Source organism: Methylobacterium sp. E-046 (assembly GCF_022829625.1).
GTDB lineage: Bacteria > Pseudomonadota > Alphaproteobacteria > Rhizobiales > Beijerinckiaceae > Methylobacterium > Methylobacterium longum.
Window position 1 is genome coordinate 236,349 of sequence record NZ_JAKSYP010000183.1, and the last position, 26,398, is coordinate 262,746.

General features: G+C 68.2%; 22 protein-coding genes, 1 tRNA gene and 1 riboswitch. Of the genes, 12 read left to right on the forward strand and 11 right to left on the reverse strand.

The window, feature by feature from the left end:
- Positions 1–65: 65 nt before the first annotated feature.
- Complete coding sequence (locus MKK82_RS19440) at positions 66–428, reverse strand: DUF427 domain-containing protein (RefSeq protein WP_238286553.1); 363 nt, start codon at positions 426–428, stop codon at positions 66–68.
- Positions 425–1,315: a class I SAM-dependent methyltransferase gene (locus tag MKK82_RS19445; protein WP_243986479.1), complete on the reverse strand. Its 891-nt coding sequence runs from the start codon at positions 1,313–1,315 to the stop codon at positions 425–427. Before MKK82_RS19445 ends, MKK82_RS19440 begins: the two co-directional genes overlap by 4 nt.
- Before the next feature lie 167 nt (positions 1,316–1,482).
- Between MKK82_RS19445 and MKK82_RS19450 the strand changes: the two genes are divergently transcribed.
- Positions 1,483–1,728, forward strand: a complete 246-nt coding sequence (locus tag MKK82_RS19450) for a hypothetical protein (RefSeq protein ID WP_238286556.1) — start codon at positions 1,483–1,485, stop codon at positions 1,726–1,728.
- A 29-nt stretch (positions 1,729–1,757) separates the two neighbouring features.
- On the forward strand, positions 1,758–2,519 hold the full coding sequence (locus MKK82_RS19455) for a ComF family protein (protein ID WP_243986481.1): 762 nt from the start codon (positions 1,758–1,760) through the stop codon (positions 2,517–2,519).
- Between the two features lie 14 nt (positions 2,520–2,533).
- On the opposite strand, the gene MKK82_RS19460 is transcribed toward MKK82_RS19455, so the two are convergent.
- Entirely contained in the window at positions 2,534–3,130 is a 597-nt protein-coding gene (locus tag MKK82_RS19460) for a GNAT family N-acetyltransferase (RefSeq protein WP_238286559.1), read from the reverse strand.
- Positions 3,131–3,419: 289 nt separating this feature from the next.
- Between MKK82_RS19460 and zapE the strand changes: the two genes are divergently transcribed.
- Both zapE and MKK82_RS19470 read left to right on the forward strand, forming a co-directional pair.
- Entirely contained in the window at positions 3,420–4,652 is a 1,233-nt protein-coding gene (zapE, locus tag MKK82_RS19465) for a cell division protein ZapE (RefSeq protein WP_238286560.1), read from the forward strand.
- Positions 4,649–7,591, forward strand: a complete 2,943-nt coding sequence (locus MKK82_RS19470) for a response regulator (RefSeq protein ID WP_238286561.1) — start codon at positions 4,649–4,651, stop codon at positions 7,589–7,591. Before zapE ends, MKK82_RS19470 begins: the two co-directional genes overlap by 4 nt.
- A gap of 124 nt (positions 7,592–7,715) precedes the next feature.
- Here MKK82_RS19470 and ubiB read toward each other — a convergent pair whose 3' ends face one another.
- The 4 genes from ubiB to MKK82_RS19490 form a co-directional block, all read right to left on the reverse strand.
- Positions 7,716–9,278, reverse strand: a complete 1,563-nt coding sequence (ubiB, locus tag MKK82_RS19475) for a 2-polyprenylphenol 6-hydroxylase (protein WP_243986483.1) — start codon at positions 9,276–9,278, stop codon at positions 7,716–7,718.
- Positions 9,279–9,309: 31 nt separating this feature from the next.
- On the reverse strand, positions 9,310–10,095 hold the full coding sequence (gene ubiE / locus MKK82_RS19480; protein WP_238286563.1) for a bifunctional demethylmenaquinone methyltransferase/2-methoxy-6-polyprenyl-1,4-benzoquinol methylase UbiE: 786 nt from the start codon (positions 10,093–10,095) through the stop codon (positions 9,310–9,312).
- Positions 10,096–10,398: 303 nt separating this feature from the next.
- The gene (gene leuB, locus MKK82_RS19485) at positions 10,399–11,508 is read right to left on the reverse strand and encodes a 3-isopropylmalate dehydrogenase (RefSeq protein ID WP_238286564.1); all 1,110 of its coding nucleotides are present in this window, start codon (positions 11,506–11,508) and stop codon (positions 10,399–10,401) included.
- A gap of 156 nt (positions 11,509–11,664) precedes the next feature.
- Positions 11,665–12,381: a carbonic anhydrase gene (locus tag MKK82_RS19490; RefSeq protein ID WP_238286565.1), complete on the reverse strand. Its 717-nt coding sequence runs from the start codon at positions 12,379–12,381 to the stop codon at positions 11,665–11,667.
- A gap of 193 nt (positions 12,382–12,574) precedes the next feature.
- Between MKK82_RS19490 and MKK82_RS19495 the strand changes: the two genes are divergently transcribed.
- The 7 genes from MKK82_RS19495 to MKK82_RS19525 all read left to right on the forward strand — a co-directional run bounded on the left by MKK82_RS19495 (position 12,575) and on the right by MKK82_RS19525 (position 20,326).
- Positions 12,575–13,450 carry a hypothetical protein gene (locus MKK82_RS19495; protein WP_243986485.1) on the forward strand — a complete coding sequence of 292 codons (876 nt, stop codon included), beginning with the start codon at positions 12,575–12,577 and terminating at the stop codon, positions 13,448–13,450.
- Positions 13,451–13,795: 345 nt separating this feature from the next.
- Positions 13,796–15,358, forward strand: a complete 1,563-nt coding sequence (locus MKK82_RS19500; RefSeq protein ID WP_238286569.1) for a 2-isopropylmalate synthase — start codon at positions 13,796–13,798, stop codon at positions 15,356–15,358.
- Positions 15,359–15,457: 99 nt separating this feature from the next.
- A tRNA-Lys gene (locus tag MKK82_RS19505) sits at positions 15,458–15,533 on the forward strand.
- A gap of 315 nt (positions 15,534–15,848) precedes the next feature.
- Positions 15,849–17,168, forward strand: coding sequence for a serine/threonine-protein kinase (locus tag MKK82_RS19510; protein ID WP_243986486.1), 1,320 nt, complete (start codon positions 15,849–15,851; stop codon positions 17,166–17,168).
- Positions 17,092–17,859, forward strand: a complete 768-nt coding sequence (locus tag MKK82_RS19515; protein WP_243986488.1) for a PP2C family protein-serine/threonine phosphatase — start codon at positions 17,092–17,094, stop codon at positions 17,857–17,859. The genes MKK82_RS19510 and MKK82_RS19515 overlap by 77 nt, the downstream gene beginning before the upstream one ends.
- Before the next feature lie 15 nt (positions 17,860–17,874).
- Positions 17,875–19,068 carry a hypothetical protein gene (locus MKK82_RS19520; RefSeq protein ID WP_243986490.1) on the forward strand — a complete coding sequence of 398 codons (1,194 nt, stop codon included), beginning with the start codon at positions 17,875–17,877 and terminating at the stop codon, positions 19,066–19,068.
- 7 nt (positions 19,069–19,075) lie between these two features.
- Positions 19,076–20,326, forward strand: coding sequence for a DNA cytosine methyltransferase (locus MKK82_RS19525; RefSeq protein ID WP_243986491.1), 1,251 nt, complete (start codon positions 19,076–19,078; stop codon positions 20,324–20,326).
- Here the strand turns inward: MKK82_RS19525 and MKK82_RS19530 are convergent.
- Positions 20,300–20,731, reverse strand: a complete 432-nt coding sequence (locus tag MKK82_RS19530) for a very short patch repair endonuclease (RefSeq protein ID WP_279603122.1) — start codon at positions 20,729–20,731, stop codon at positions 20,300–20,302. The two genes, MKK82_RS19525 and MKK82_RS19530, sit on opposite strands and share 27 nt — an antisense overlap.
- Positions 20,732–21,085: 354 nt before the next feature.
- Positions 21,086–21,279: riboswitch (cobalamin riboswitch) on the forward strand.
- A 241-nt stretch (positions 21,280–21,520) separates the two neighbouring features.
- Here MKK82_RS19530 and MKK82_RS19535 point away from each other — a divergent pair.
- A complete protein-coding gene (locus MKK82_RS19535) occupies positions 21,521–23,551 on the forward strand; it encodes a TonB-dependent receptor (protein ID WP_409566828.1) in 2,031 nt (676 codons plus the stop codon).
- Between the two features lie 337 nt (positions 23,552–23,888).
- On the opposite strand, the gene MKK82_RS19540 is transcribed toward MKK82_RS19535, so the two are convergent.
- From MKK82_RS19540 to MKK82_RS19550, 3 genes are read right to left on the reverse strand one after another with little or no spacing between them, the layout of a single operon-like run.
- Complete coding sequence (locus MKK82_RS19540) at positions 23,889–24,626, reverse strand: class I SAM-dependent methyltransferase (protein WP_243986492.1); 738 nt, start codon at positions 24,624–24,626, stop codon at positions 23,889–23,891.
- 44 nt (positions 24,627–24,670) lie between these two features.
- A complete protein-coding gene (locus tag MKK82_RS19545) occupies positions 24,671–25,435 on the reverse strand; it encodes an ABC transporter ATP-binding protein (protein WP_243986493.1) in 765 nt (254 codons plus the stop codon).
- Positions 25,432–26,388, reverse strand: a complete 957-nt coding sequence (locus MKK82_RS19550) for a FecCD family ABC transporter permease (protein WP_243986514.1) — start codon at positions 26,386–26,388, stop codon at positions 25,432–25,434. Before MKK82_RS19550 ends, MKK82_RS19545 begins: the two co-directional genes overlap by 4 nt.
- Between the last annotated feature and the right edge of the window lie 10 nt (positions 26,389–26,398).

A 26,398-nucleotide genomic window follows, 5' to 3' on the forward strand; every position in this document is an offset into this window, starting at 1 on the left:
GACCCGGGCTGGCCGCCCGGCGCACAGCGTGGCCGTGCCCCGAGCCCTGCCTCGTCGAACGGCCCTCAATCCGTGACCTCGATCGCGTCGACGCGCTCCGGATAGAACGCCACGTGCCCCCGGATGGCCTTGACGGCCGGATAAGGGGCCTCGTAGCTCCACACGGCATCGTGGCGCAGGGTCCCGTCGACCGCGAGGTCGAAGTAGCATGCGTCGCCCTTGTAGGGGCAGTGACTCGTCCGCGTCGACGCGACGAAGCTGGCGGCGCGGATGTCCGCACGCGGAACGTAGAACACGGCTGGGTACTGGGCCTCCTCCAGGCGCAGGGCGTTGCGCGTGTCCGCAACGGCCACGCCGGCCGCGAGCACGCGGACGCGACGCGGTTCGGGCACGATCGTGATGGGATGATCCGCTCCGGGCTCTTTCATGGTGCTCCTCCGGTCTGGGGCTTCAACTCGACGGTCCCGAGGGCGTCGGCGAGCCGGGACCGCGCGCTTCCGGGGCGGAGCGGCTTCTGCTGGCTCTCGTGCGGCACCCAACCCGAGAGCCACAGGAGCTCGAAGGTTGCACGCACCCGCCCGTCCGGATCCGCGAAGCGCGCGGCATAGATCTCCGCGGTCCGCAGGAGCGTCGCCCGACGCAGCGGCGTGCGGCGGCGGTCGGTGAGTACGTTGGTCATGCCCATGGCGCGCAGGTCGCGCATGAGCGCGAACGGATCGGCATAGCGCACCGTGAGCGTGTCGGTGTCGGCCACCGGCAGCGCGAAACCCGCCCGCTGGAGAAGGGCACCGGCTTCGCGCACGTTCGCGAAGGGGGCGACCCGCGGGCTGATCCCGCCCTCGACCTCGCTCTCGGCTTGGCCGAAACTCTGGCGCAGTTCCGTGAGCGTCGCGCCGCCCAGCAGGCATCCGACGAACAGGCCGTCGGGCCGAAGCGCGCGGCGGAGCTGGATCAGGGTGCCCGGAAGGTCGTTGACCGCATGCAAGGACAGCAGCGACACAGCGAGATCGAGGCTTCCAGCGGCCAGGGGGAGCAGCTCCGGATCGCCGACGATCAGGCCCCCCCCGGGCCCCGCCAACGGTGCGAGGCGGAAGCGCAGTGCCTCGGGATAGCGGCCCGCGAGGATCCGCTCGGCTGCCGCCGTCGGCGTGGCAAGGTCGAGCACCGCGCTGAAGCCGCGCAGCACGGCTCCGAGCCGGTCATCCAGATCCTCCGCGAGCCTGTCGAGCAGGAAACCGGCGTAACCGCCGCGATCCGCTCGGGCGAGGCGGCGGCGGGCGAGGGCGGTGTCGAACAGGGCGGCGGGTGCATCCATCGCGGGGAGATGGCATCCGACACGGCCCACCGCCAGCGTCGCTGTGCCGGGAGGGGTGGCGCGTGCACGGAGTCGTGATGTGGTCTAGGACCGTGGAACGACTCGGCAGCGTCGCTGTTCCTGCTGCAACTGGCCGCACGGCCGAGATTGAGCTTGGAGCACCCACCATGAAGCGCATGTTCCTCGGGGCCACGATCGCCCTCGCCGCCCTTACCGCCGCCGGCGCCGCCGAGGCGAAGGGCTGCATCAAGGGCGCGATCGTCGGCGGCATCGCGGGGCACTATGCCGGGCATCACGGATTGATGGGCGCCGCGGCGGGCTGCGCCATCGGCCGTCACCGCGCCAATTCCCGGTCTCGGCAGATGGACCAGCAGCAGATGGGTTCCCAAGCCCAGCCGGTCTCGGCCCGCTAACGCCCGGCCGAACACAGGTCCGCTTCCCGGTGACGACCCTCGACGTCGTCGCCTCGGCCCTGCGCGGCGTGCCGCGCGGGGTTCTGTCGCTGATCTACCCGCCGACCTGCGTGGGATGCGGCGCGGCGACGGCCGATCCCGGTGCCCTCTGTCCGGCCTGCTGGTCGGGGATGCGCCTGATCGAGGAGCCCGTCTGCCAGCGCTACGGAACGCCTTTCGCCGTCGATCTCGGCGTCGGACCGTTGCTCTCGCCCCGAGCCAGTGCCGATCCGCCGGCCTTCGGGCGCGGCCGAGCGGTGGCGCTCTACGACGGCGTCGCCCGCCAGCTCGTCCACCGGCTGAAATACGAGGATCGCCTCGATCTCGCCGGCGTCATGGCACGGATGATGGCCGCGAGCGGCCGAACCCTGATCGCGGAGGCGCACTGCCTCGTCCCGGTTCCGCTCCATCGCGGGCGCCTGTGGCGCCGCCGGTTCAACCAAGCGGCGATTCTGGCCCGGCGCATCGCCCGGGAGGCCGGGCGTCCCTGCATGCCGGCCGCGCTGGTGCGGGTGCGGGCGACGCGCTCGCAGGTCGGCCTCAGCCGCGCGGCCCGAGCCGAGAACCTCAGCGGCGCATTCCGGGTGCCCGAACCCGAGGCACATCGGATCCGCGGGCGGCGGATCCTTCTCGTCGATGACGTAACCACGACCGGCGCCACCGGCAATGCAGCGACCCGGGCCCTGTTGCGCGCCGGAGCCACCTCCGTCGATTTCCTGACCTTCGCGCTGGTGGGCGACGCCGCGGGGTGAGACGCGCTCGCCAGTCAGACAGCGGCGATCTCCCGGTTCGGGAAGCTGACCGCCACGGTGAAGTCGAAGGCCTCCGCGATGCCCTCGTACCAGAGCGAGAACGGGGTGGGCCGCGCGAGGTGCAGGGCGCCGTCGATCTCGCTGCCGACATGCTGCAGGGCAGCCCCGTGCTTGGCGGCGAGCCGCAGCATCGGACCGTTTCCGGACAGGCAGCGCACGTGCAGGTCGATCACGCCGCGGTGCCGTGCCGAGCGCGCGATGCGCGCGAACAGGCTTGCGCCGATGCCGCGCCGGCGGACAGCCAGCTCGACCGCGAAGGCGGCTTCCGCGCATGGGCCGAGGGCGTAGCGAGATGGACTGGCTCCCATGGGCCGGAGCTCGCCGAGCCCGCGCAGCGCGCCGTCGACGAAGGCACCGTACAGGACGCCCTCGGCCGTGACCGCCTGCGCGGCATAGGCCCGCACGCCGGCCTCGCTGACGTTGCCCATGAAGCGGCTCGCCCGGGTTTCGGGGTCCAGTCGCATGAAATAGTCGAGGACTGCGTTGCGGTCGGCAGGCCAGAGGCGCCGGATGTTGTGGGCCAGCACGTCGTTTCGCGCGTGAGCGGCCATGAAAGGTCTCCGGTCTGGTGCGCACGTGCGCGCAGGGTGATCCGGACGTTCCTCCCAAGAGACGCCGCCGATTTCGCAGCTCCCCGTTCATTGTGCAATGCAGCAGGACTACGAAGGGTCCATGAACGTGGCAGCCATCCACGGAGCCGATGGGACGCTTCCCGTCCGCTGTTCGAGCCCGGACTTGATTCACGTTCAGCTTGCGCGTCACAGGGAAGGTCCGGGTCGATGAATGCTGACGCGGGCGGTGCCGGGCTGGCGCCGCGGCGAGCTGCGAGGGACCGGCGGCGTGAGCGAGAGATCCGGCAACCAACAGGCACCCTCTGCCGAGGCGCGGGCCAGTGCGGTCTCCCCGGGCCCGGTCCACGAGCGGTACGAGGCGCTGGTCGCCGGCGGCGCTATCGAGCGCGATCCTGCCCAGACGCGGCTGGTGCGGGCCCTGGACCGGCTGATCCAGGATCTCCAGCGTCAAAAGCGCGCCAGCAAGACCAGCGCCCTCGGCTGGCTGTTCCGGCGCAAGGACGAGGTCGAACAGCCCCGGGGCCTGTACGTCTGGGGTTCGGTCGGGCGCGGCAAGACCATGCTGATGGACCTGTTCCACGAGGCGGCGCCGGAGCCGAAGCGGCGCGTCCACTTCCACGGCTTCCTGGCGGACGCTCACGAGCGGATCCACGCCTACCGGCAGGCGCTGAAGGCCGGTAGCGTCAAGGGCGACGACCCGATCGGCCCCGTGGCCGACCAGCTCGCCGACGAGGCGACCCTGCTGTGCTTCGACGAGTTCACCGTCACCGATATCGCCGACGCGATGATCCTGGGCCGGCTGTTCGGACACCTGTTCCGGCGCGGCGTCACCGTGGTGGCGACCTCGAATGTCGAGCCGGACCGGCTCTACGAAGGCGGACTGAACCGGGCGTTGTTCCTGCCCTTCATCGCGACGCTGAAGGAGCGGGTCGAGATGGTGCGCCTCGACGCAAGGACCGACTTCCGCCTGGAGAAGCTCGGCGGCGCGGCCGTCTATCACGTGCCGGCGGACGACACCGCACGCGCGGCCCTCGATGCCGCCTTCAGGGGGCTCACCGGCAAGGCCCGGGGCCGCACCGCCATCGTCAAGGTGCACGGGCGGGACGTCGAAATCCCCGAGGAGGCGAGCGGCGTAGCCCGCTTCCACTTCGATGACCTCTGCCGCAAGCCCCTCGGCGCCTCCGACTACATGGCTTTGGCCAGGACCTTCCACACGGTGATCCTCGACGGGATCCCGGTGATGCGGGAAGCCGAGCGGAACGAAGCCAAACGCTTCATCACGCTGGTCGACACGCTCTACGACCGCCACGTGAAGCTCGTCGCCTCCGCGGCCGCAGAGGCGCAGGATCTCTACACCGCCGAGACCGGCCGGGAGGCCTTCGAGTTCGACCGGACCGTCTCGCGCCTGATCGAGATGCGGTCCCGGGAATACCTGGCCCTGCCGCATGGCCGACCCGATTCAGAGGCGTCCGGTACCAGCACCGGGCTGGTGGAGACGTGAGCGGCGCGCCCGGCGGCGGATCGATCTTCGGATTGCGCCGCAGGAACTGGCGCGGCGCCAATCCGCTCGGACCGTTGCTCGGATCGCCCTCCGCGTTCCTGCTCGTCGTCGTGTCGCTGGCGGCCGGGATGGCGAACTATCTGGCGGGCGAAGCGGACCGCGCGGCAACCGCGCGGACGAACGCCACCATCGCGGGCGTCGAACGCCTGATCTCCGAGGTCAAGGACCTGGAAACCGGGGAGCGGGGCTTCGTGCTGGTCGGCAGCGAAGATTACCTCGCGCCGTACACCAGCGCGCTGACGCGTATCGAGACGGAGCTGTCGAGTCTCGGCTCGGCCGCGCAGGAGCCTGTCCGCGCCGGCGGCCCGTCGCTGGCGGGATTGATCGCGCAGAAGCGCGACTTCGCGGCTCGGGTGGTCGCGGCCCGCCGTCAGCAGGGGTTCGACGCGGCGACCGACCTCGTCCGGACCGGCGATGGCAAGCGCCTGATGGACGCGATCCGCATCGAGGCGGCCGCGCGCCAGGAGACCGCCGCGCAGGAGCTCGCTGCCCTGCAGGTCCGGGAGTACCGGCGCGGGCTGATCCTGTTCCTGCTCACCGGAGCGGCGGCCCTGGGCGCCATCGTCTTGCTGGCGCGCCTCGCCCTGGTCCGACGTCAGGAGTCGCTGCGCATGTCGCGGCTCCTCGACGGCGTGCTGGCCAACGCGCCCGTCGGCCTCGGCTTTCTCGACCGCGATCTGAAGATCCGGCACATGAACCGGTCGCTGGCCACGATGAGCGAGCGGGGGTTCGGTGCCGATCTCGGCGCGCCCATTTGGGCGATGCTGCCGACCCTCCAGGACGCGCTGGCTGCCAAGCTCGCCGCGGCGCTTCGGGAGGGCTTGGTCTCGCCCGACGTCCCGGTGGCGGTCCCGGCCCCTTCGGCTCCGGGGGGCGTGCGCCAGTTCTCGATGAGCTTCTACCCGCTCCGCGGCCCCGCCGACGGCCCCGGCCAGGAGGTCGAGGGCGTCGGCCTCGTGGTGGTCGACGAGACCATCCGCCACCTCGCCGAGGCTCGCCTGCGCCGCAGCGAGGAACGCTTTCGCTCGCTGATCGAGGCCAGCGCCGCCATCGTCTGGACGGCCAATCCGGAGGGTAGCCTGCACCGGCGGCAGGTCGCCTGGAGCCGCTTCACCGGCCAGGACGAGGCGGCCTATGCGGGGCTCGGCTTCCTCGATGCGGTTCATCCCGAGGATCGACCGCATACGAGGGCCGCATGGTCACGGGCGGTGACGACCCTGGAACCCTATGCCACCGAGCACCGGATCCGAACCGCGTCCAACGCGTACCGGCACATGAGCGTGCGCGCCGTCCCGATCCTCGAATCCGACGGAACGCTGCGCGAATGGGTCGGCACCCACACCGACATCACCGAGCGCAAGGAGGCGGAGGCGGCCATCGAGGCGGCGCGGGCGGCCGCGGAGGCGGCCAACGCCGCCAAGAGCCAGTTTCTGGCGAACATGAGCCACGAACTGCGCACGCCCCTCTCGGCGGTGATCGGCTATTCCGAGATGGTGCAGGAGGAGCTGGAGGATCTGGGCCAGCCCGACCTGATCGCCGACATGAAGAAGATCGAGGCCAACGCGCGGCACCTCCTCGGCCTGATCAACGACGTGCTCGACATCTCGAAGATCGAGGCGGACCGGGTCGAAATCCACGCCGAGGATTTCGACGTCGCCGCGGTCATTCAGGACGTCGCCGCCACCGTCGAGGGCCTCATCGCGAAGAAGAACAACACGCTGGCTCTGGACCTCGGGGACGATCTCGGCACGGCGCACACCGACGTTACGAAGCTGCGCCAGTGCCTGATCAATCTCCTGAGCAACGCGGCGAAGTTCACCGAAAACGGCCGGATCAGCCTGGCGGCCGACCGCGTCGGCGCGGATCTGCGCATCCGCATCGCCGATACCGGCATCGGCATGACGCACGAGCAGGTCGGCAAGCTGTTCGAGCGGTTCACCCAGGCCGACGCCTCGACAACGCGGCGGTTCGGCGGGACCGGCCTCGGCCTTGCCATCACCCGCGCCTTCGCCGAGATGCTCGGTGGCGCCATCGCGGTCGAGAGCCGGGACGGAGAAGGTACGACCTTCACGCTGACGCTGCCGGCCCGCTTCCGCGGAGCGGAGGCAGAGCAGGCGGAGACGGTGCGGAACGGCAGGGTCACCATCCTGGTCGTGGATGATGACGCCGCGACACGGGACCTGCTCGCCCGCTTCCTGGAGCGGGAGGGCTTCGCCGTGGCGGTGGCTGAGGATGGCCGGCGCGGCCTGGAACTCGCCCGCAGCCTGCGCCCCCGTGCCGTCCTCCTCGACGTGACGATGCCGCAGATGGACGGCTGGGCGGTCTTGCGGGCGATCCGGGCCGACACCGAGATCGGCGCGACCCCGATCGTGATGGTGTCGATCCTCGACGAGCAGCACCTCGCCTTCTCGCTGGGCGCGACTGACTATCTGCAGAAGCCGATCGACTGGGTCAGCCTGCGCCAGATCGTGGAGCGGTTCCAGCCCGCGACCCGCGACGGACCGATTCTCGTAGTCGAGGACGAGGCCGACGCGCGCGGGCACGTCTGCGCCTATTTGCGGCGCGAGGGATTCCCGGTCCGCGAGGCGGAGAACGGCGTCCGCGCCCTCGAACGCGTGGAGGCCGAGCGGCCCAGCCTGATTCTTCTCGACCTGATGATGCCGGAGCTGGACGGCTTCGGCTTCCTGCGCGCACTGCGCGCTCGACCGGATTGGCGCGACGTGCCGGTGGTGGTGCTCACCGCCAAGGACATTACCGCCGACGATCGGCGCCGCTTGGCCGGTCAGGCCGACCGGGTGCTGGCCAAAGGTGAGACAGGCCTCGGCGAGCTGGCGCGGGAGCTGCGCGCGCTGATGCCGGCGGCCGTGGATCCGGGATGAGCGTCGTCAGCCTTCGCGATCAACGCGAGCCCTCCGGTCGACACCCGAGCACCGCTCCGCACCTGTCCGCCGCACGCGCGGGGCGATAGGGTTCGTCGCCCCCGGGCTATGACCGGACGCAGGATCAGAGTCCCCGGAACGCCAGCATCAGCGCGCCGGCTGCGATGCCCCACAGGGCCAGCGTCGACCAGATCGCCCGGGTCCCTTCGGTGCGTGCCAAGCGCTCCAGGCGGAGCGCTTCGTCGTTGCCGGTCTCGTCCAGCCGGATCAGCACCCGCTTGAGCCGCATGGCGAGGTCGGGGATGTCGCCGACCACGTCGGACATGACCCGCAGCGCATCCAGGCCGCTCTGCGCCCGGCCGATCGGCCCCATGTTGCGGGCGATCCAGGCGCGCACCACCGGCTCGGCGGTGGTCCACATGTCGAGGCGCGGATCGAGGGATCGGGCGACGCCCTCCACGACCACCATGGTCTTCTGGAGCATGACCAGCTCCGTCCGGGTGCTCATGTCGAACAGCGCGGTCACGTCGAACAGGAGCGTGAGCACCTTGGCCATCGAGATCTCGTCGGCCCGGCGCTGATGGATCGGCTCGCCGATCGCACGGATCGCCTGTGCGAAATCCTCGACGGAATGATGCGCCGGCACGTAGCCCGCCTCGAAATGGACCTTCGCCACCCGGCGATAGTCGCGCAGGATGAAGCCGAGCAGGATCTCGGCGAGGAACCGGCGCTCGTTCGCGCCGAGCCGGCCCATGATGCCGAAATCCACGGCCACCAGCCGGCCCTCGGCATCGACCATCAGGTTGCCCTGGTGCATGTCGGCGTGGAAGAAGCCGTCCCGGATCGCGTGCCGCAGGAAGCTCTGGATGACGGTCCGCCCGATGATCTGCGGATCATGCCCGCTTGCGGCGAGTTCCGCCGCGCTGTGGAGCCGGGTGCCTTCGATCCATTCCGCCGAGAGCACCTCGCGGGCGGTCAGCTCCCATTCGGGCTTCGGCACGCGGAAGTCAGGGTCGTCCCTGGTGTTTTCCGCAAATTCAGAGGCGGCCGCCGCCTCCAGGCGGAAGTCCATCTCCATTAGCACGGAGCGGGCGAGGATCTCGACCACCTCGCGGGGGCGCAGCCGCTCCGCCTGCGGGGACAGCGCATGCACCACCCGGGCCATGAAGCGCATGACCTCGAGGTCGCGCATGAAGCGCTCGCGGACGCCCGGCCGCATCACCTTGACGGCGAGCGTGCGCTGGGTGCCGTCGGCGTCCTGCACCACTGCCTTGTGGACCTGCGCGATCGACGCGGCGGCGATAGGCTCGCTGAACGACACGAACAGCGCGCTCACCGGCTTGCCCAGAGCGGCCTCGACGGTGCGCAGCGCGATTGCCTGTGGGAAGGGCGGCACCCGGTCCTGCAGCGTCTCCAGATCGAAGGCCGCCCGCATGCCGACGATGTCGGGCCGGGTCGCCAGGAATTGGCCGAACTTGACGTAGGACGGGCCGAGGCGGGTCATCGCAACGGACAGGCGCGCGGCGCCGTCGCCGATGCCGGGCCGCTCGAGGCAGCGTCCGAGCCGCAGGGCGAGCCGGAGGTGCGGCGGCATCTCGGACGGATCGGCGAAGGCCAGCGCGCCCTCGCGGGCCAGCACGAAGCCGACCCGCGCGCCGCGGAATAGGTTGATGGCGGCGCCGATCACCGGTGCTGGTCCCCGTCGCGCGCGGTGGCGGTCAAGAGACCTTCCAGCCCGAATGAATCGCCACGATCCCGCCCGTCAGCGGACGGTCGGTGACGTGGCGGAAGCCCGCGCGCTCGATCATGCCGGCGAAGGCGCCGCGCGTCGGGAACTTCCGGATCGACTCCACGAGGTAGCGGTACGACTCGGCATCCCCCGCCACCCGGGCCCCGATGCGCGGGATCACGTTGAAGGAATAGGCGTCGTAGATCCGGTCGAGCAGCGGAATGTCGACGGCGGAAAACTCCAGGCAGAGGAAGCGCCCGCCGGGCTTCAGCACCCGCCGCGCCTCGGCGAGCGCCGTCTCGATCCGCGGCACGTTCCGGATCCCGAACGCGATCGTGTAGGCGTCGAAGGACGCGTCGGGAAGCGGCAGTGTCTCGGCGTTGCCGGTGACGAAGGCGATCCGGTCGCCGGCCTCGTCGATGTTGCGCTCCCGTGCCCGCTCCGCGCCGACGCGCAGCATCGACTCGTTGATGTCGAGCACCGTGACCCGGGTACGCGGCCCGCCCGCTGCCAGCACCCGGAAGGCCACGTCGCCGGTGCCGCCGGCCACGTCGAGATGCGCGAAGGCGCGATTCTGCGGCGGCCGCAGCATCGAGACGAGCTGCGCCTTCCAGGCCCGGTGCAGGCCCGCCGACATCAGGTCGTTCATGATGTCGTAGCGGCGGGCGACCGAGTGAAAGACGCTGTCGACCCGTCCCTGCTTCTCGTCGAGCGCAACGCGCTCGAAGCCGAAATCCGCGCTCGCGCGCTCAGACGCCCCGTCTCCGGCCTTCATGACGCTCCCGTTCCTCGATGGGCGCGTCATAGCGAAGGTCGAGCCCGACCGCCATGCGTCGAAACGGGCGGCTGGGGATCGATCCCGATGCATCGACGCGCCGAAAGCGGGCTCTCCGCCCGTCCGACAGGGCCGCTCGAGTCCCCGGCCCGAGGTGCCGGAGCGCAGCGGAGGCCTCGACGGAGCCCTTCAGCCATCTGTTGATCCCCGGAGCCGTCCTTCGAAGCCCGCTGACGCGGCCACCTCAGGATGAGGTCGCGGATGGCACCACGGCGGCAGGGCGCGGTGCGTTCCCGATGCGGCTCAGCGGGCGCGCGCCCGCAGCGCGTCGGCCACCGCCGACGCCATTGCGCGGGTTCCCATGGGGTTCGTGCCCTCGCCGGCGATGTCGGCGGTGCGCGCCCCGCCCGCCAGGGCGTCGGTGATGGCGCCGTCGAGCGCGTCGGCGGCATCGCCGAGGCCGAAGGAGTAGCGCAGGCACATGGCGAGCGAGCCGATCATCGCGATCGGGTTGGCCTTGTCCTGGCCGGCGATGTCGGGGGCGGACCCGTGGACGGGCTCGTAGAGGGCGCGGCGCAGGCCGCTCGCGTCGACCGCGCCGAGCGAGGCCGACGGGAGCATGCCGAGCGAGCCTGTGAGCATGGCGGCGATATCCGACAGGACGTCGCCGAACAGGTTGTCGGTCACCAGCACGTCGAACTGCTTCGGCCGGCGCACCAGCTGCATGGCGCAGTTGTCGGCCAGGATGTGCTCCAGCTCGATCTGCGCATAGTGCTCGGCGTGGACCTTGGTGACGACCTCCTTCCAGAGGACGCCGGACTTCATCACGTTGTGCTTCTCGGCCGAGGCGACCCGGCCCGAGCGCTTGCCGGCGAGGTCGAAGGCCACGTGGGCGATCCGCTCGATCTCGGCCGTCGTGTAGACCTGGGTGTCGACCGCGCGCTTGGAGCCGTCCTCCAGGGTGGTGATCTCCTTCGGCTCGCCGAAGTAGACGCCGCCGGTGAGTTCGCGGACGATCATGATGTCGAGGCCCTCGACCAGCTCGCGCTTCAGCGCCGAGGCCTCGGCGAGCGCCGGGTAGCAGATTGCCGGGCGCAGGTTGGCGAACAGGTCGAGTTCTTTGCGCAGGCGCAGCAGGCCGGCCTCGGGGCGGTTCTCGTAGGCGACGCTCGCCCATTTCGGACCGCCGACGGCGCCGAGAAGGATCGCGTCGGCATCCTTGGCGCGCGCCAGCGTCTCGTCCGCCAGGGGGCGCCCGTGGGCGTCGATCGCGCAGCCGCCGACGAGGTCGGTCTCGATCTCGAAGGCGGCGAGGCCGGTCTCCTTGAGCGTATCGAGCACGACCTGCATGCCGCCGGCGACTTCCGGGCCGATCCCGTCGCCGGGGAGGAGCAGGAGCTTGTAGCTGGCCATGACGGTCTCGCGGGTTTGTCTCGACGTGCCGGCGGGCTTTATCGAGGGCAGACCGTCGTTGGCAAGGCGCCCGGGCAAGCCGCTTGGGCAAGAGGCTTTGGCAAGGCGCTTGGGCCAAGGCGCCCGCGAGACCGCTGGGGCGGGCCGCGCCCCGGATCAGAGGAACGCGACCTTGCCGGTGGCGATCTCGTAGTAGCCGCCCACGACCTTCACCCGCCCGGCGGCGACGGCCTCCGCGAGGATCGGCCCCGCCTGCTCCAGCCGCCTGACGCTGTGACGGACGTTCTGGGCGATGGCCTCGGCGAGGGGATCCGGCGCCCGCGCCTTCTCGGCCAGATCGACCGCCGGGCGGATCGCATCGATCAGCGCCGGCAGATGGCCGGGAAGCACGGCGTTGGTCTTCATGACGTCGATCGTGGCCTTCACGGCCCCACAATCGGAATGGCCGAGGACGAGGATCAGCGGGGCGCCCAGAACCGACACGCCGTATTCGAGGCTGGCGAGGCCGTCGGTGTTCATGAAGTTGCCGGCGACACGGACGACGAAGAGATCGCCCGGTCCCTGGTCGAAGATGAAGTCCGGGGCGACCCGGGCATCGGCACAGCCGACGATGCAGGCGATCGGATACTGCGCGCCGGCCCGGGCGGCGCGACCGGCCGAGAAGTCCCGGTTGGCGGGCGCGTTGGCGGCGTAGCGGCCGTTGCCGTCTTGCAGCCGTGCCAGGGCCTCCTCGGGCGTGATGGCGCGAGACCCCGCCCCGTCGGGGGCCGCTTCGGCGCACCGGATCCGGGCGGAAGCGGCCGCCAGGGTGCCGGCCGCGACGGCCGTGAGCAGGCCGCGCCGTGAGAGGAAGGCTCGATGCCGCGCGCACACGATCGATGATCCCTTCGCATTCCATGCCGGCATGGCCCGGCGGACCGCTCGTCCCGGCGGGGATGGGCCGAGCAGACCCAGTCGTAATCCCGACGGTTCTTCATCATCGAGTCCAAACTTTGCAGGAAAGACTGGACCGGATCCCGTGCGCGGGGCATCCCGGGGTCATGGGTCCGGCGGCTGCGGGGCACGAATGTTGGACGATCACTTCCGGGAGCGGATCGATCTCCTTCGATCCGAGCGAGATTTCCGCGAGGCGCTCGCCGGTTACTGTCAGGCCATGATCGATCCATCGCAGATCGTTTGGTCCAGCCACAAATTGCTCAATCAGTTCGAACGCTACTTGGTCTCGTTCATGCTGATCCACAACGACTACGCGTGGCGCCACCGGGGAGGCCCACGCCCGACACTGACGGCCCTCCAGGCGATGGTCGGACTGAGCCCCCGGCAGACGGCCGGCTTCGTGTCGGCCCTGAAGGCCGGGCGGTTCGTCACCGCGTTCGCGGATCGGTGCGATGGGCGCGTGAAGTGCCTGCGGGCCTCGCCGGCCCTGGTGACCGAGATCGGACGATCCGGGCGCCTCTTCGTCGCCGCCATGGACGCCGTCGCGCAGCGCGATCCGGGCCGTGCCGCGGGGTTCGCCGCTCCCGACCGGCTCGGCGAACTTGTCCGCCGGGCGGCGGCCCATGTGCTGCGGCACGGGGCGCTCATCGCACCGTTTCCGCGGATCCTCCATTTCGCCCGCCGGGACTGCGGCTACCCCCTGCTCGTTGCCCTGGTCGGTGCCCACTACGCCGCCACGATACCGCGGGCGCCGGCGGCGGCACCGCTGAGCCTGCGCGGCCTCGCCGAGCGGCTGGACGTATCGCGGGCGCATGTCGGAAATCTGCTCGGCGAGGTGGACGCCGCCGGATGGATCCGGATCGCCGATGGCCGCCTGACCGCCTTCGACCCGACGCTACTGCTGGAATTCGAGCGCTGGGCCGCCGGCCAGATGCTGTTCTACGACGATCTCGCGGCGGTGGTCCTGGCGGACCCACCAGACGCCGCCGTTCCCGACTGCGCCTGACGGTGCGGCCGGAGGCGCGGGTCTCGCTTGTGTTCCGACCGCTCCGAGGCTACCTACGGGCAGCACCGCGCCGTGAGACCACTCCGCGCGGGCCGCCGACAGGAGAGACGAGCCTTGGCCAGAGCCGGCTCAGCGCCTAAGATCGCCCGCGCCGTCATGACGGCGTCGCGGTCGCGTGCGCGCCGCGTCGGGCTTGCCCTCCCGCTTCTGCTTACCCGCCCCTGAGGGCCGTCCGGGCGCGCGCCTGGGCCTTCAGGGGATGCCTTTCATTCGCGAATCCGCCCGTGAGGGCATTACGCCGCGCCGCGCCAATCGGAGCCGGGCGGCCCGCGACAGGGTAACGCCATGACCACGACCAGCACCACCGCCCGCGACCGCATCCTGATCTTCGATACCACGCTCCGCGACGGCGAGCAGTGCCCCGGCGCAACCATGACCTTCGACGAGAAGCTCGCGGTGGCCGAACTGCTCGACACGATGGGCGTCGACATCATCGAGGCGGGTTTCCCCATTGCGTCGAACGGCGATTTCGAGGCGGTCTCGGAAATCGCCCGGCGGACCAAGCGCGCGACCATCGCGGGCCTCGCCCGCGCCATCCCGGCCGACATCGCCCGGGCCGGCGAGGCCGTGCGCCACGCCAACCGCGCGCGGATCCACACCTTCGTGTCCACCTCGCCGATCCACCTCGCACACCAGATGCGCAAGAGCCAGGACGAGGTGATCGCGATCATCCTGAAGACCGTGGCGCAGGCGCGCGACCTCGTCGAGGACGTGGAATGGTCGGCGATGGACGCGACGCGGACGCCGCTGGACTACCTGTGCCGCTGCGTCGAGGCGGCGATCAAGGCCGGCGCCACGACGATCAACCTGCCCGACACCGTGGGCTACGCCACGCCCACGGAATATCGCGACATGTTCGCGAACGTGCGCGAACGGGTGCCGAACGCCGACAAGGCGGTGTTCTCGGTCCATTGCCACAACGACCTCGGCCTCGCGATCGCCAACTCGTTGGCGGGAATCGAGGGTGGGGCCCGGCAGGTCGAGTGCACGATCAACGGCATCGGGGAACGGGCCGGCAACGCGGCTCTGGAAGAGATCGTGATGGCGTTGCGCACCCGCGCGGACGTGCTGCCCTACGAGACCGGCGTCGAGTCGACGATGCTGACCCGCGCCTCGAAGCTCGTGAGCCACGCCACGAACTTCCCGGTGCAGTTCAACAAGGCGATCGTCGGCCGCAACGCCTTCGCGCACGAGAGCGGCATCCATCAGGACGGCATGCTCAAGAATTCCGAGACCTACGAGATCATGACGCCGGCCTCGGTAGGCCTGACCAAGACCTCCCTGGTGATGGGTAAGCACTCCGGCAGGGCGGCGTTCCGCTCCAAGCTGGAGGATCTCGGCCTGCACCTGTCCGACAACCAGTTCCAGGACGCGTTCGAGCGGTTCAAGGCGCTCGCCGACCGCAAGAAGCACGTCTACGACGAGGACATCGAGGCACTGGTCGACGAGAACCTCGCCACGGCCCACGACCGGATCCGGCTGGTCTCCCTCTCGGTGATCGCCGGCACCCGGGGGCCGCAGCGCGCGACCCTCCGCATCGCCGACGAGACCGGGACGCGGATCGAGGAAGCGGACGGGAACGGGCCGGTGGACGCGGTGTTCAACGCGATCTCGGCGCTGGTGCCCCATCAGGCGCAGCTGGAGCTCTATCAGGTGCACGCCGTGACCGGCGGCACCGATGCGCAGGCTGAAGTCTCGGTGCGCCTGCGTGACGGCGAGCGCAGCGTCACCGCGCGCGGTGCCGACCCGGACACGCTGGTTGCCTCCGCGAAGGCCTATCTCTCGGCGCTGAACAAGCTCTCGGCTCATTCCGTGCGCGTGCATGCACAGCATGCGGCTGCCGAATGAGAAAATCACCGGCCGGGGGTGGACAGCCTCCGGCCACGTTGGTACTAGCCCGCCACCCCGGACGGACTTGGTGGCCACCGGGCGGTCGCAGACGCGATCGGGCGCATAGCTCAGTTGGTAGAGCAGCTGACTCTTAATCAGCGGGTCCTAGGTTCGAACCCTAGTGCGCCCACCAAGCTTTCCAGAGACTTAGACCGCTTGTGCACCCCAGCCCTCTCGATTGGGGGTGCAATGGGGGTGCAGCGGTGCATCTACCACCCTCGCGACGCCTCGCGATAGGGCTTGACGATCCCCCTGCTTCTTGTGGCCACACTCGACTGCACCCCAGCGCGCTGGGATCGCGGAGCCGCACAGACAACGCGATCCGCCCAATCTTCGGTGGGCCATTGATGGGGAGGGTGGAGGTCTCCGAGGGTGCGTGAGGCTCGTGGCAGCCTGCTGCGCGATAGTTTACACACGAGCCGTTCACCCTGCCATGGGGCCTCACGGGATGACTTACACGACCATCCGCCAACTCGGCCGGGGAGGGTTCGGCGTTGTCGAGCTGGTCCGCGCCGATGACGGTTCGCTGTACGCCAAGAAGACGCTATCCGTGCCAACCCACATGGAGCCCGCACCTCTCGTGGCGAGGTTCCATCGTGAGGTGAAGTACCAAAGCGCCATCGCCCACGAGAACGTCGTCCGGATCATCGATCACGACTTGGATGCAGATCCGCCGTGGTTCGTGATGCCCTTCGCCCAAGGCAGCCTCCAAGACGAGATGAGCCTCGACAGATCGCTCGGTGGCGATCCGCGCAAGGCCTTGTTCGACATCCTATCAGGCCTCGAAGAGATACATCGTCGTGGGTATCTGCATCGCGACCTGAAGCCCGCCAATGTCCTCCAGATAACCGACGAAGCAGGCGCCACACGCTATGCTCTGTCTGATTTCGGGTTGATGGCTGTAGGTGAGGACGGCGTCTCTACGCTTACGCCGAGCGGCATGGGCGGAGGAACGCCCCTTTACCAAGCTCCAGAGTGCGCGACTAATTTTAAGAGAGCCACCAATCGTTCAGATATATATTCCTTCGGCGCTCTGCTATATGATATTTTCTCGTCGAACCCGCGTCGACTTCCCCATGATGAACTCACTCTTCCTGGAGAGGTCGGTCCTGTTATTGAGAAGTGTACAAAAAGAAGCGGCCATAGGCGTTACAAGAACGTTGAGGAGCTGAGAGACGCTCTCTTTGCCGCTCTCACCACATTCGAATTTACGTTTTCCTCAGGCGAAGAAGAAGCTGTCACCAAGCTTCTCACAAGCGCGCAGTTTCCCAACGCCGAGGAATGGGATCACATACTGGAATTTATCGACGCGCGGGAGAACAACCTTACCAGCTGCGCCAACGTTTTCCGTGCGCTTCAGCGAGAACACATACTTCACATCAACGCAGATCATTCTGATCTGCTCCTGCCTCTCGGAAAGCATTTCGCCGATTATTGCCGAAAATTCTCGTTCGATTTTGATTACTGCGACATTCTGGCGAGTAAAGCCCAGATGTTTTATGATCTTGGAGACATACAACTGAAATCTAGCATAGCGGTTGCGATGCTGCAGCTGGGGACAAATCACAATAGGTGGTTTGTTGAGCGAAAGTTCCTAACTATGGCAGGGAACGACATAGAGAGGCACCTAGCTGAACGGATATCAGTTGAGCTTGATGTCTTGAAGATAGATTTCGACCGCGAGATTGCACATGTTTGTCGGTCAATCAGCGCTACACCCGCCGACCTTCACGAAATCCTTAGAGGCAAACTATCTTCCGATGCCTAGGTTTGCATCATTCACAGAGGTTGGGCCCCGTCAATCGAACGAGGATCGCCTGCTGCTGCCCATCGAGAGAGATGGAAGGGTCCTATTGGCCATAGCAGATGGAGTGGGGGGCGCAGCGGGAGGCGAGCTGGCGGCAGAGATCGCGATAGGAACCCTCTCGGAACTGTTCAGCGGCGATGCAGAGCTACCCACCCTCTTCGCAGAGGCCGTGAAAAGGATGCAGGCAGCATCGAGCCAGGATGGCCGATACGCCAAGATGGCTACGACGCTTTCTGCAGCAACGTTGAAGGGCGACGAGCTATCGGTCTGTCATGTTGGCGATACCAGAGTTTACCATCTGAGAGACGGTGGACTAGCAACACTGTCCCAAGATCAAACTGAATTAGCCGAGCTGGTACGCAAAGGTATATTATCGCGAAGGCAGGCTGAAAAGTATTCTCGGAAGAACGTATTACTTTATGCGCTGTCACCACAGAATGAGTACGAGATCTACAGCTCTTCCGCGACAGTAAGAGAGCGAGATCGTGTCCTTCTCGTATCGGATGGCGTTTACACTCGTGTACACAAAATGCAGATAGCTGAACTATCAAAGAACGAGACGGATCTCGACGGATTTCTGTCTAAGCTAAGAGAGATGGCCATCGCGTCCGGGCCGCGCGACAATTTTACTGCATTAGCCTATGAAATCTAGCGATTTGCGTCGGGTATGATCCTCGGCCTTCGTCAATACCGGGTCCAACCCGCGGACCGCGAGCCGCTCGTCAGGTTCATGGTCGACGGCTTGCGAGACGCTGGCTGCCGCATCATCTTCGCGTCGCCTCCAGATAGGGCACCCTTCGTCATCACGTTCGAGACGCCCGCTGGCGAGCGCATGGGTGTCGTGGCCTACGCCTTCCTCTCCACCAGGACCCCCACCAAGGGCCGGCCGCCTGACGAGCGCAGCTTTCAGATCAAGTATGGGGCGAGGGAGCTAGATGCGCATGGGCTGCCGGTCCTGCATGAGCTTTGGCAGGATCCGCTTGGCCTCTTCACGACCCTCCTGGTCGGCATCGATCCGGAGCGAGGCTACTTCGTCTCGCTTGATCCAGAGATGCACAACCCGACGAAATTCTTCATTCGCGTCGAGTTCAAGGACCATCATGCCGAGGCCATCCAGCACGCAGGCTGGCACGCCTGGGAGCGAGCGCATCACGGGCCGCTCGCAGAGCCGACCGAGGTGCTGATCGGCGGCGTTCGCGAGCGCATGCTCAATCTCGTTCGCTTCGAGCGCAGCGCCCACGGCTTGGCGCAAGGCGACCGTGAGTTGCTCGCGGAGCGTCACGAGCTGTTCTCGGAGGCCCCGTTGCCGGGCGAGCCGCCGGCAGCGGCCGAGATGGCTGCGCTGCACCCGCTTGCTGCGGAGTTCGAGCTGGCGCCCGATCAGATCCTAGAGCTGATCGCGGGCGCTCGCCGGCTCAAGATGGCAGTGCGCGGCTGGGTCGCGGAAGAGAAGCTACGCGACAGGCTAGCCGCCACCGTGGGTGTCACCGATTGCGAGCGGTTGGACGAGGAGGGAGGGCCTGATCTCAGGCTGCGCTGGCAGGGCGGCCCGCCTCTCACGATCGAGTGCAAGAACGTCCTTCGCAAGCGGAACGCTGCGGGCCTTGCGCGCATCGACTTCCAGCGAACGCGGGCCTCCAAGGCCGACCCCTGTTCGCGCTACTACACCCCAGGCGACTTCGACGTGGTGGCGGGCTGCCTCCACGCCGTGGAGGAGCGATGGGTCTTCCGTTACGTCCTGCCTCGACAACTCCCCGGGCACGCGAGATGCCCAGGACGGATTGGTAGCAATGTTGTGGTAGATACGCTGTGGAGCGATGATCCCGGCCCCGTGTTCGAGGCCGCCTACGGCAGAGTATGAGTGGCCGATGAGGACGCCTGTCGCGATCAGCCTGTTCAGCGGTGCCGGCGGCCTGGACCACGGGTTCGAGGCGGCCGGGTTCCGGATCGCGGCTGCGCTCGAAGTCGACCCCTGCTGCGCCGAGACCCTACGTGCGAGCCGGCCGTGGCCGGTGATCGAGCGGGACATCGCGGAGGTGCCTACAAGCGAGCTTCTTCGCGTCGCGGGCATCAAGATCGGACAGGCCGACGCCCTGATTGGGGGGCCGCCGTGCCAGCCGTTCAGCAAGGCCGGCTTCTGGGCGACTGGACAGGCGCGGCGTCTCGATGATCCGCGTGCTTCGACGCTTGGGCAGTATTTGCGGGTGCTCGCTGAGGCTCAGCCTCGCACCTTCCTCCTGGAGAACGTGGAAGGTCTCGGCTTCCGAGGCAAGGACGAGGGGCTGAAACTCATCACCGAGGCGCTGGCCTCTATCAATGCCGCCACCGGCTCCCGCTACTCGGCGTCCATGGCCGTGCTCAACGCCGCCGATTACGGCGTCCCGCAGCTAAGGCGGCGGCTCTTCATCGTGGGGGCTCGCAATGGCAGCAAGCTGCACTTCCCAGCGCCTACGCATGCCGATCCGACATCCCTCGATTGGGCCACCAATGGTCAACGGTGGCGAACGACATGGGACGCGCTCCACGACCTGCCTAACGACGACGATCCGGCATTGCAGATGAGGGGCAAATGGGCGGCTCTGATGCCCTCCATCCCTGAAGGTCAGAACTATCTCTGGCACACCGCGCGGGGAGGGGGCGAGCCGCTATTCGGGTGGAGGCGCCGGTACTGGTCCTTCCTTCTCAAGCTTGCCAAGGATCAGCCGTCCTGGACGCTCGCGGCGCAGCCCGGACCGGCGACCGGGCCTTTTCACTGGTCCGGCCGCAGGCTCTCGGCCCGCGAGATGGCTCGCCTTCAGACCTTCCCAGACGATGTGCTGATCACCGGCTCGCTCGCAGACGCCCAGCGACAGCTAGGCAACGCGGTGCCATCGCTACTGGCGGAGACTATTGCCCGGGCGATGCGCGAGCAGCTTCTGCGTCTTGCCGTGGAGACCGAAGAGCCAAGGCTGTCGGTGCGGGCGGCATCCGTGCCCACGCCTCCTCCGGCACGTGTCGCGAAGGTCCCGAAGGCCTATCATGCCCTGCGCGGCCAGCATGAAGCGCATCCGGGCACCGGCTTGGGCTACGGGGTGGCAGCTCGACTGCGAAGCTCAGGCAAGCTGATCGCAGCCGAATAGGAACGAGCTGAGCCGGGCGCGCGTGCTCTCGGGGTCTCGCAGCTCGCACTCCCACAGCACTAAAACGCGCCAGCCAAGAGCTTCGAGAGCCGAAATGGCATGCGCGTCTCGCTCGACATTTCGCGCAAGCTTGGGATGCCAGTAGGCCGATCGGGATCGAGGCAGGTTGGCATGTCGGCATCCCTGGTGCTGGTGCCAGAAGCAGCCATGCACCTGGATGGCCGCCCGATGGCGCGGCAGCACGATGTCCGGCGTGCCCGGAAGGTCCCGCCGATGCAGCCGGAAGCGGTACCCCATGCTGTGCAGGAGGCGGCGGACGATCAACTCGGGCTTGGTGTCCCGGCCCTTGTTGGCACGCATCACTTTTCGGGCGGCATCGGACGCGCCCTCGAATGTCTGGCTCAAGGCTGTGTCTCCCGGAGAAAGCCGGTCACTTCGACTATGTAGCCGAGGGTCTCGGTCATTCTCCTGCAACGAAGGCCCCCAGCCTGCCCGCGGTACAACGACCATCTCGTCTCCGCGGCGCGCCGTATCGATCAGCTCCGCGAGGTTGGCGCCCCGATTGGAGCTGGTTCACGCTGTTCCTGAAGGCAGATAGAAGCGGCAGCGTTCCGATAGGCCTCGAGGAATAGAGCTATTAGGCGGGGACGTGACCGCTCCGATTGGGTAAGCGCTGTGGAACAGCGCAGCCGGAATGCAGCCCAGAAGGCACACCTCACAAGAAGATGTCTCGTCGCGTTGACGAGGCATGAATTAATCACCTAGCGTAGCCGTGACGGTTCCCCTCGGGGATCAAAAGGGAACGCGGTGAAGGGCTTGCCCCGATGCCGCGGCTGCCCCCGCAACTGTGAGCGGCGAGCCCTTCACCACCACGTCACTGGGTCATCCCGGGAAGACGGTGCGAGGGCGACGACCCGCGAGCCAGGAGACCTGCCGTCAGCCGTGGTCACACGCGAACCGCGCCGGGCGGGGTGTCCTGGGGGGTGTCGAGACGGCCGTGCACTCACGCGGTCGGCGAGACTTCATTCGCGGTGACGTGCCACTGCCGTCGCCCGAGGTCCCGTGCCCTTCTGTCCCACCGCCCGAACGCTCTCGACCCTGTCGGGCGTGGGCCTCGCCGCCCTTGCGTCAGCTGCCGTAGCCCAGGACCGCTCCGCGCCGAGTGCGGCGATCACTGAGACGACGCTAGAGGAGATCTCGGTCACCTCCGAGACCGCCGCAGCTGCATCCCCCCAAGTCGGTCCGGCCGCCAGCGCGGGTTACGTAGGCGGCGTGACCGGCATCGGCGGGATCAGCACACCTGTGGCCTCCGCCAGTTCCGGCGTGATCACAGGCGCTCAGCTCAACAGCCGCCCGGTGACCCGGCCTGGCGAGGTGCTGGAAGCGGTGCCGGGCCTGATCGTCACGCAGCACTCCGGTGAGGGGAAGGCCAATCAGTTCTTCCTGCGCGGCTTCAACCTCGACCACGGCACCGACTTGGCCCTGTTCCTTGACGGCATGCCGCTCAACATGCGCACCAATGCCCATGCCCAGGGCTACGCCGACATCAACTTCCTGATCCCGGAACTCGTCGGCGCAGTGGAGTTCCACAAGGGGCCGTACTTCGTGCGCGACGGCGACTTCGCCTCGGCGGGCTCGGTGCGGATCGACTACCTCGACACGACCGCCAAGAACCTCGCCCTGACCTCGATCGGCTCGTTCGGCTACAAGCGGGCCCTGTCGATCACGACCGTGCCGCTCGGGGAAGGCAACCTCCTCCTGGCAGGCGAAGCCCAGGTCTACGATGGGCCCTGGGTGGTTCCGGACGCCCTGCGCAAGATCAACGGGGTCGCGCGCTACAGTCAGGGCACGCCGCTGGACGGCTTCTCGGTCACCGGCATGGCCTATGCGGCCCGCTGGACGGCCACCAACCAGATCCCCGAGCGGGCAGTCACCGAGGGGCTGATCGGCCGCTACGGTACGATCAACCCGACCGACGGCGGGGACACGTCGCGGTTCTCGCTCTCAGGCAAGTTCAGCGCGACAGACGGGACCGGCGTGACGCGAGCATCGGCCTACGTGATCCGGTCACAGCTTAATCTGTTCAACGACTTCACCTACTTCCTGAACGATCCGGTCAACGGCGACCAGTTCCACCAGCTCGACCAGCGCATCCTCGGCGGCGGCGAGGCCCTGCACATCTTCCAGGGCGACCTGTTCGGGCTGCCGATGGAGAACGAGATCGGCGTCCAGACCCGCACCGATAGCATCCGGGTCGGCCTGTTCAACACCACGAACCGGCAGTACCGCTCCGGCGTGCTGGACGACCGCGTGCTCGAGACGAGCGGCGCGTTCTACTTCGACAACCGGGTGCGCTGGACCGAGTGGCTGCGCACCAGCCTCGGTTTCCGCGCCGACGGCTACTACGCCAGCGTCGCCTCTGACACGCCGGCCAACTCGGGCAAGGCGCGCGACGGCATCGTCAACCCGAAGCTCGGCCTCGTTCTCGGGCCCTGGTTCGACACCGAATTCTACGTGAACTACGGCGGCGGCTTTCACTCAAACGACGTGCGCGGTGTGACCGCCACGGTCGATCCGCAGAGCGCGCTGTTCAACACCACCCGCTCGCCCTTCCTGGTGCCGTCTACGGGCTACGAGGTGGGTATCCGCAACCGCTCGATCGCCGGACTGGAGACGAGCCTCGCCCTGTTCCGGCTTGACTTCGCTTCGGAGAACCTGTTCCAGGGGGATACCGGCACGACCGAACCGAGCCGGCCGACCCGGCGCTTCGGCGTCGAGTGGACGAACCGCTACGCGGTGACGCCCTGGCTCTCGCTGGAGGGCGATCTAACCATCACCAACGCCCGCTTCTCGGACTACGACCCGGTAGGTAACCGGGTGCCGGAGGCGCCCACGACGATCGCCTCGGCCGGCGTCACCTTCGGCGAGCCGCTGGGGTGGTTCGGATCGTTGCGGCTGCGCTATTTCGGGCCGCGGCCGCTCATCGAGGATAACTCGATCCGCTCAAAGGCGACCGCGCTCTTCAACGGTCGCGTCGGGTACAACTTTGAGAGCGGGGTCAGCGTCTCGCTGGACGTGCTGAACCTGACCAACAGCAAGTCGGACCAGATCACCTACGCGTATGTCTCGCGGCTGCCCGGCGAGCCCACCGAGGGCCTGATCGACCGGGTGTTCCACCCCGTCGAGCCCACGGCGGTGCGCCTGACCATCGCCGGGAAGTTCTGATGTGGCGATCGCTGTCAGAACCTGTGCTGAACGATCCGGGCCCGTACGCGACGCTGGGCCTGAGCGGCGATGTCGTCCACCGCGAGCGCTGCGGTGACGCTGGCCGGCGCGCTGCGGCTGACCGGGCACGGCGCTATGTCGTCGATATGGAACCGCTACTGAGAGAGATCATACGCGATCGGGGTCGCACCGCTCGCGCCGTCGCGACGGAGTTGACGCGCCGCGCCGTGCGCAAACCGCGCGGCGGGGTGATTTGGACATCGGCGGATGCGCAGAGACTTCTGCGCCGATCGATTGTCGGCAGACAGGCACATCGTCCTGATAGGCGGAAGTGTGATCAGGCGGTGTCCTGACGCCACGGCGCGCCGTCTTCGGATGGATGAGGGTCGGTATCGATGCGATTGTCCCACCCGATGGCACGACCTCCCGCGTCGTGCGACGCCGCATCGCGGGGCTGTGCCGAGAGGACGAAGGCCGGAACGCCGCCCGGATAAGGTTCGGAGCGGAAAAGATGCTGCCACGAACTTATGCCGTCGAACCCGGTATCGTGCAGGAGGCGTCTGGCGTCAGCCTCGGAAAGGCCGGCATGAAGTGGGAGCCGTGCAGCGACATCCGGCGTGTAGTCGGAGCGGTCGTCGGGCGCGTGGGACCATAGGCCATCCGAGACGACGACCCGACCGCCCAGTCGCAGAGCTCGCCGCGCCACCTCTAAGGCTTCGGCGGGCCGCTCCAGCGTCCACAGCACGTTGCGGAGCGTCACGATATCGGCGCTCGCGGGGGCAATCGGCGCATCCGCGATCCGGCTCTGCACGAAGGTGACTTGATGTCCTGCTCGCTCCGCGGCCGCACGGGCGACGGCGAGCATGGCCGTCGACCCGTCGAAGGCGCGCACCCGATGCCCGAGCGCAGCGGCGATGATCGCGCACGCGCCCGTCCCGGTCCCGAGATCGACGACGTCGCAGGGCGTATCCACGGCAAAGGCGGCAGCCAGGACCTCGCGCCAAACCTCCTGCAGACGCACGTGCGAGGCGACCCCATCGAAGTGCGGAGCCCGAGCATCCCAGTAGGCGGTCACGGCCGCCTCAGTCGCCGATGTGGCCACGGTAAGCTCCTCTCGTGTCAGTCGGGACGATACTCGATGTGCGGGCGGCCGCTGTGCGCCGAGATCCTCACCTCGGCCCGCACTGCGAACACGTCGCGGATCATCGCGGCTGTCAGGATGTCGGAGGGTGCCCCGGCGCAGACCAGGATGCCCCGGCTCAGGACGGCGACCTCGTCGCAGAACAGGGCAGCGAGGTTGAGATCGTGCAGGGCGACGATGCACGTCACCTCCAGCCTGCGGACGAGCGAGAGGACGTCGAGTTGGTGGCGCACGTCGAGGTGGTTCGTCGGCTCGTCGAGGATCAGCTCGCTCGGTTCCTGGGCGAGCGCGCGTGCTATCAGGGCGCGCTGGCGCTCGCCGCCCGAGAGCGTTGCCCAGGCTTGCCAGCGGAGACCTTCGAGGCCCACCTGTCCTAGAGCCGTCACCACGGCAGTCTCGTCGGCCGCGGCCCAGGGTGAGAGCGCGCCGCGATGCGGGGTCCGGCCGAGGCGGACCACGTCGTCCACCGTGAGCTGCACCTGAGTGCCGGCCTGCTGCTCGACGAAGGCGACACGTCGGGCGACGCACCGACGCGTCAGATGGGCGAGGGCGCCGCCATCCAGCGTGACGACGCCACTGCGCGGCTTGCGCAAGCCGCAGATCAGCCGCAGCAGGCTCGACTTGCCCGAGCCGTTAGGGCCCACGATGCCGAGGAGCCGCCCGGGTTCTGCCGCGAGCGTCACGCCGTCGAGGATCATCCGGCCACCGGCGGCCCAGCGCAGCTCGCGCGCCGCCAGTGTCATGCCGGCCGCCGAGCGCGGGCGAGGAGTAGGGCGAAGGCCGGCGCCCCGAACAGAGCCGTGACCACGCCGATGGGGAGGACTTGCTGCGGAACCAGGACCCGGGACAAGATATCAGCGAGGATCAAGAACACCGCGCCGGCCACCGCCGCGACTGGCAGCAAGCGGGCGTGCCGTGGGCCGACAACGAAGCGTACGGCATGGGGGATAAGGAGGCCGACGAAGCCGATGGAGCCGACGATGGCGACCACTGTCGCGGTCATCGCGGCTGTGATCACGAACAGCACGATGCGTACCCGTGTCACTGACACCCCAAGCGCGGCGGCGGCATCCTCACCGAAGGCGAAGGCATCGAGGACGCGGGCGTGAAGGAGGCTTACCGCGCAGCCGACGAGCAGGACTGGGCCCGCGATCCAAACGTCCGGCCAGCGCACGCCGCCGAGGCTCCCGAGCAGCCAGAACATCACGCCCCGGGCCTGCTCGGCACTGGCGAAGGTCGTCACGACGACCGCCGTCGCGGCGTTGAACAGCTGTGAGGCGGCGACCCCGGCCAGGATCACGCGCTCGCTCGATCCGCCTGCACCCATCGAGAGGAGCGCGACGGTCGCCAATGCCAGGAGTGCGCCGACGAACGCCCCACCGGAGACCCCGAGTGCGGCGGCCCCGAGACCGAGGACCATCACGGTCACGGCACCCGTCGAGGCACCGGCCGAGATGCCCAGCAGGTAGGGCTCGGCGAGCGGGTTGCGCAGCAATGCCTGGAGGATCGCCCCCGAGACCGCCAGTGCGCTCCCGGCGAGGGCCGCGAACAGGGCGCGGCTCAATCGATAGTCGAGGATCACGCCCTGCTGGATGGGGCTCACGTCGAGGCCGAGGCCGAACACACCGTTGCCGAGCGCGCGCAAGGCCGTCGGGAGCGGGATCGCCATCTCCCCGACCGTCACCGCCGAAGCCATCGCCAGAAGG

Coding starts and splice junctions, on each gene's coding strand:
- MKK82_RS19440 (WP_238286553.1), bottom strand. CDS start 428: ATGAAAGAGCCCGGAGCGGATCATCCCATCACGATCGTGCCCGAACCG.
- MKK82_RS19445 (WP_243986479.1), bottom strand. CDS start 1,315: ATGGATGCACCCGCCGCCCTGTTCGACACCGCCCTCGCCCGCCGCCGC.
- MKK82_RS19450 (WP_238286556.1), top strand. CDS start 1,483: ATGAAGCGCATGTTCCTCGGGGCCACGATCGCCCTCGCCGCCCTTACC.
- MKK82_RS19460 (WP_238286559.1), bottom strand. CDS start 3,130: ATGGCCGCTCACGCGCGAAACGACGTGCTGGCCCACAACATCCGGCGC.
- ubiE (WP_238286563.1), bottom strand. CDS start 10,095: ATGAAGGCCGGAGACGGGGCGTCTGAGCGCGCGAGCGCGGATTTCGGC.
- leuB (WP_238286564.1), bottom strand. CDS start 11,508: ATGGCCAGCTACAAGCTCCTGCTCCTCCCCGGCGACGGGATCGGCCCG.
- MKK82_RS19495 (WP_243986485.1), top strand. CDS start 12,575: ATGTTGGACGATCACTTCCGGGAGCGGATCGATCTCCTTCGATCCGAG.
- MKK82_RS19500 (WP_238286569.1), top strand. CDS start 13,796: ATGACCACGACCAGCACCACCGCCCGCGACCGCATCCTGATCTTCGAT.
- MKK82_RS19510 (WP_243986486.1), top strand. CDS start 15,849: ATGACTTACACGACCATCCGCCAACTCGGCCGGGGAGGGTTCGGCGTT.
- MKK82_RS19515 (WP_243986488.1), top strand. CDS start 17,092: ATGTTTGTCGGTCAATCAGCGCTACACCCGCCGACCTTCACGAAATCC.
- MKK82_RS19520 (WP_243986490.1), top strand. CDS start 17,875: ATGATCCTCGGCCTTCGTCAATACCGGGTCCAACCCGCGGACCGCGAG.
- MKK82_RS19525 (WP_243986491.1), top strand. CDS start 19,076: ATGAGGACGCCTGTCGCGATCAGCCTGTTCAGCGGTGCCGGCGGCCTG.
- MKK82_RS19545 (WP_243986493.1), bottom strand. CDS start 25,435: ATGACACTGGCGGCGCGCGAGCTGCGCTGGGCCGCCGGTGGCCGGATG.
- MKK82_RS19550 (WP_243986514.1), bottom strand. CDS start 26,388: ATGGCTTCGGCGGTGACGGTCGGGGAGATGGCGATCCCGCTCCCGACG.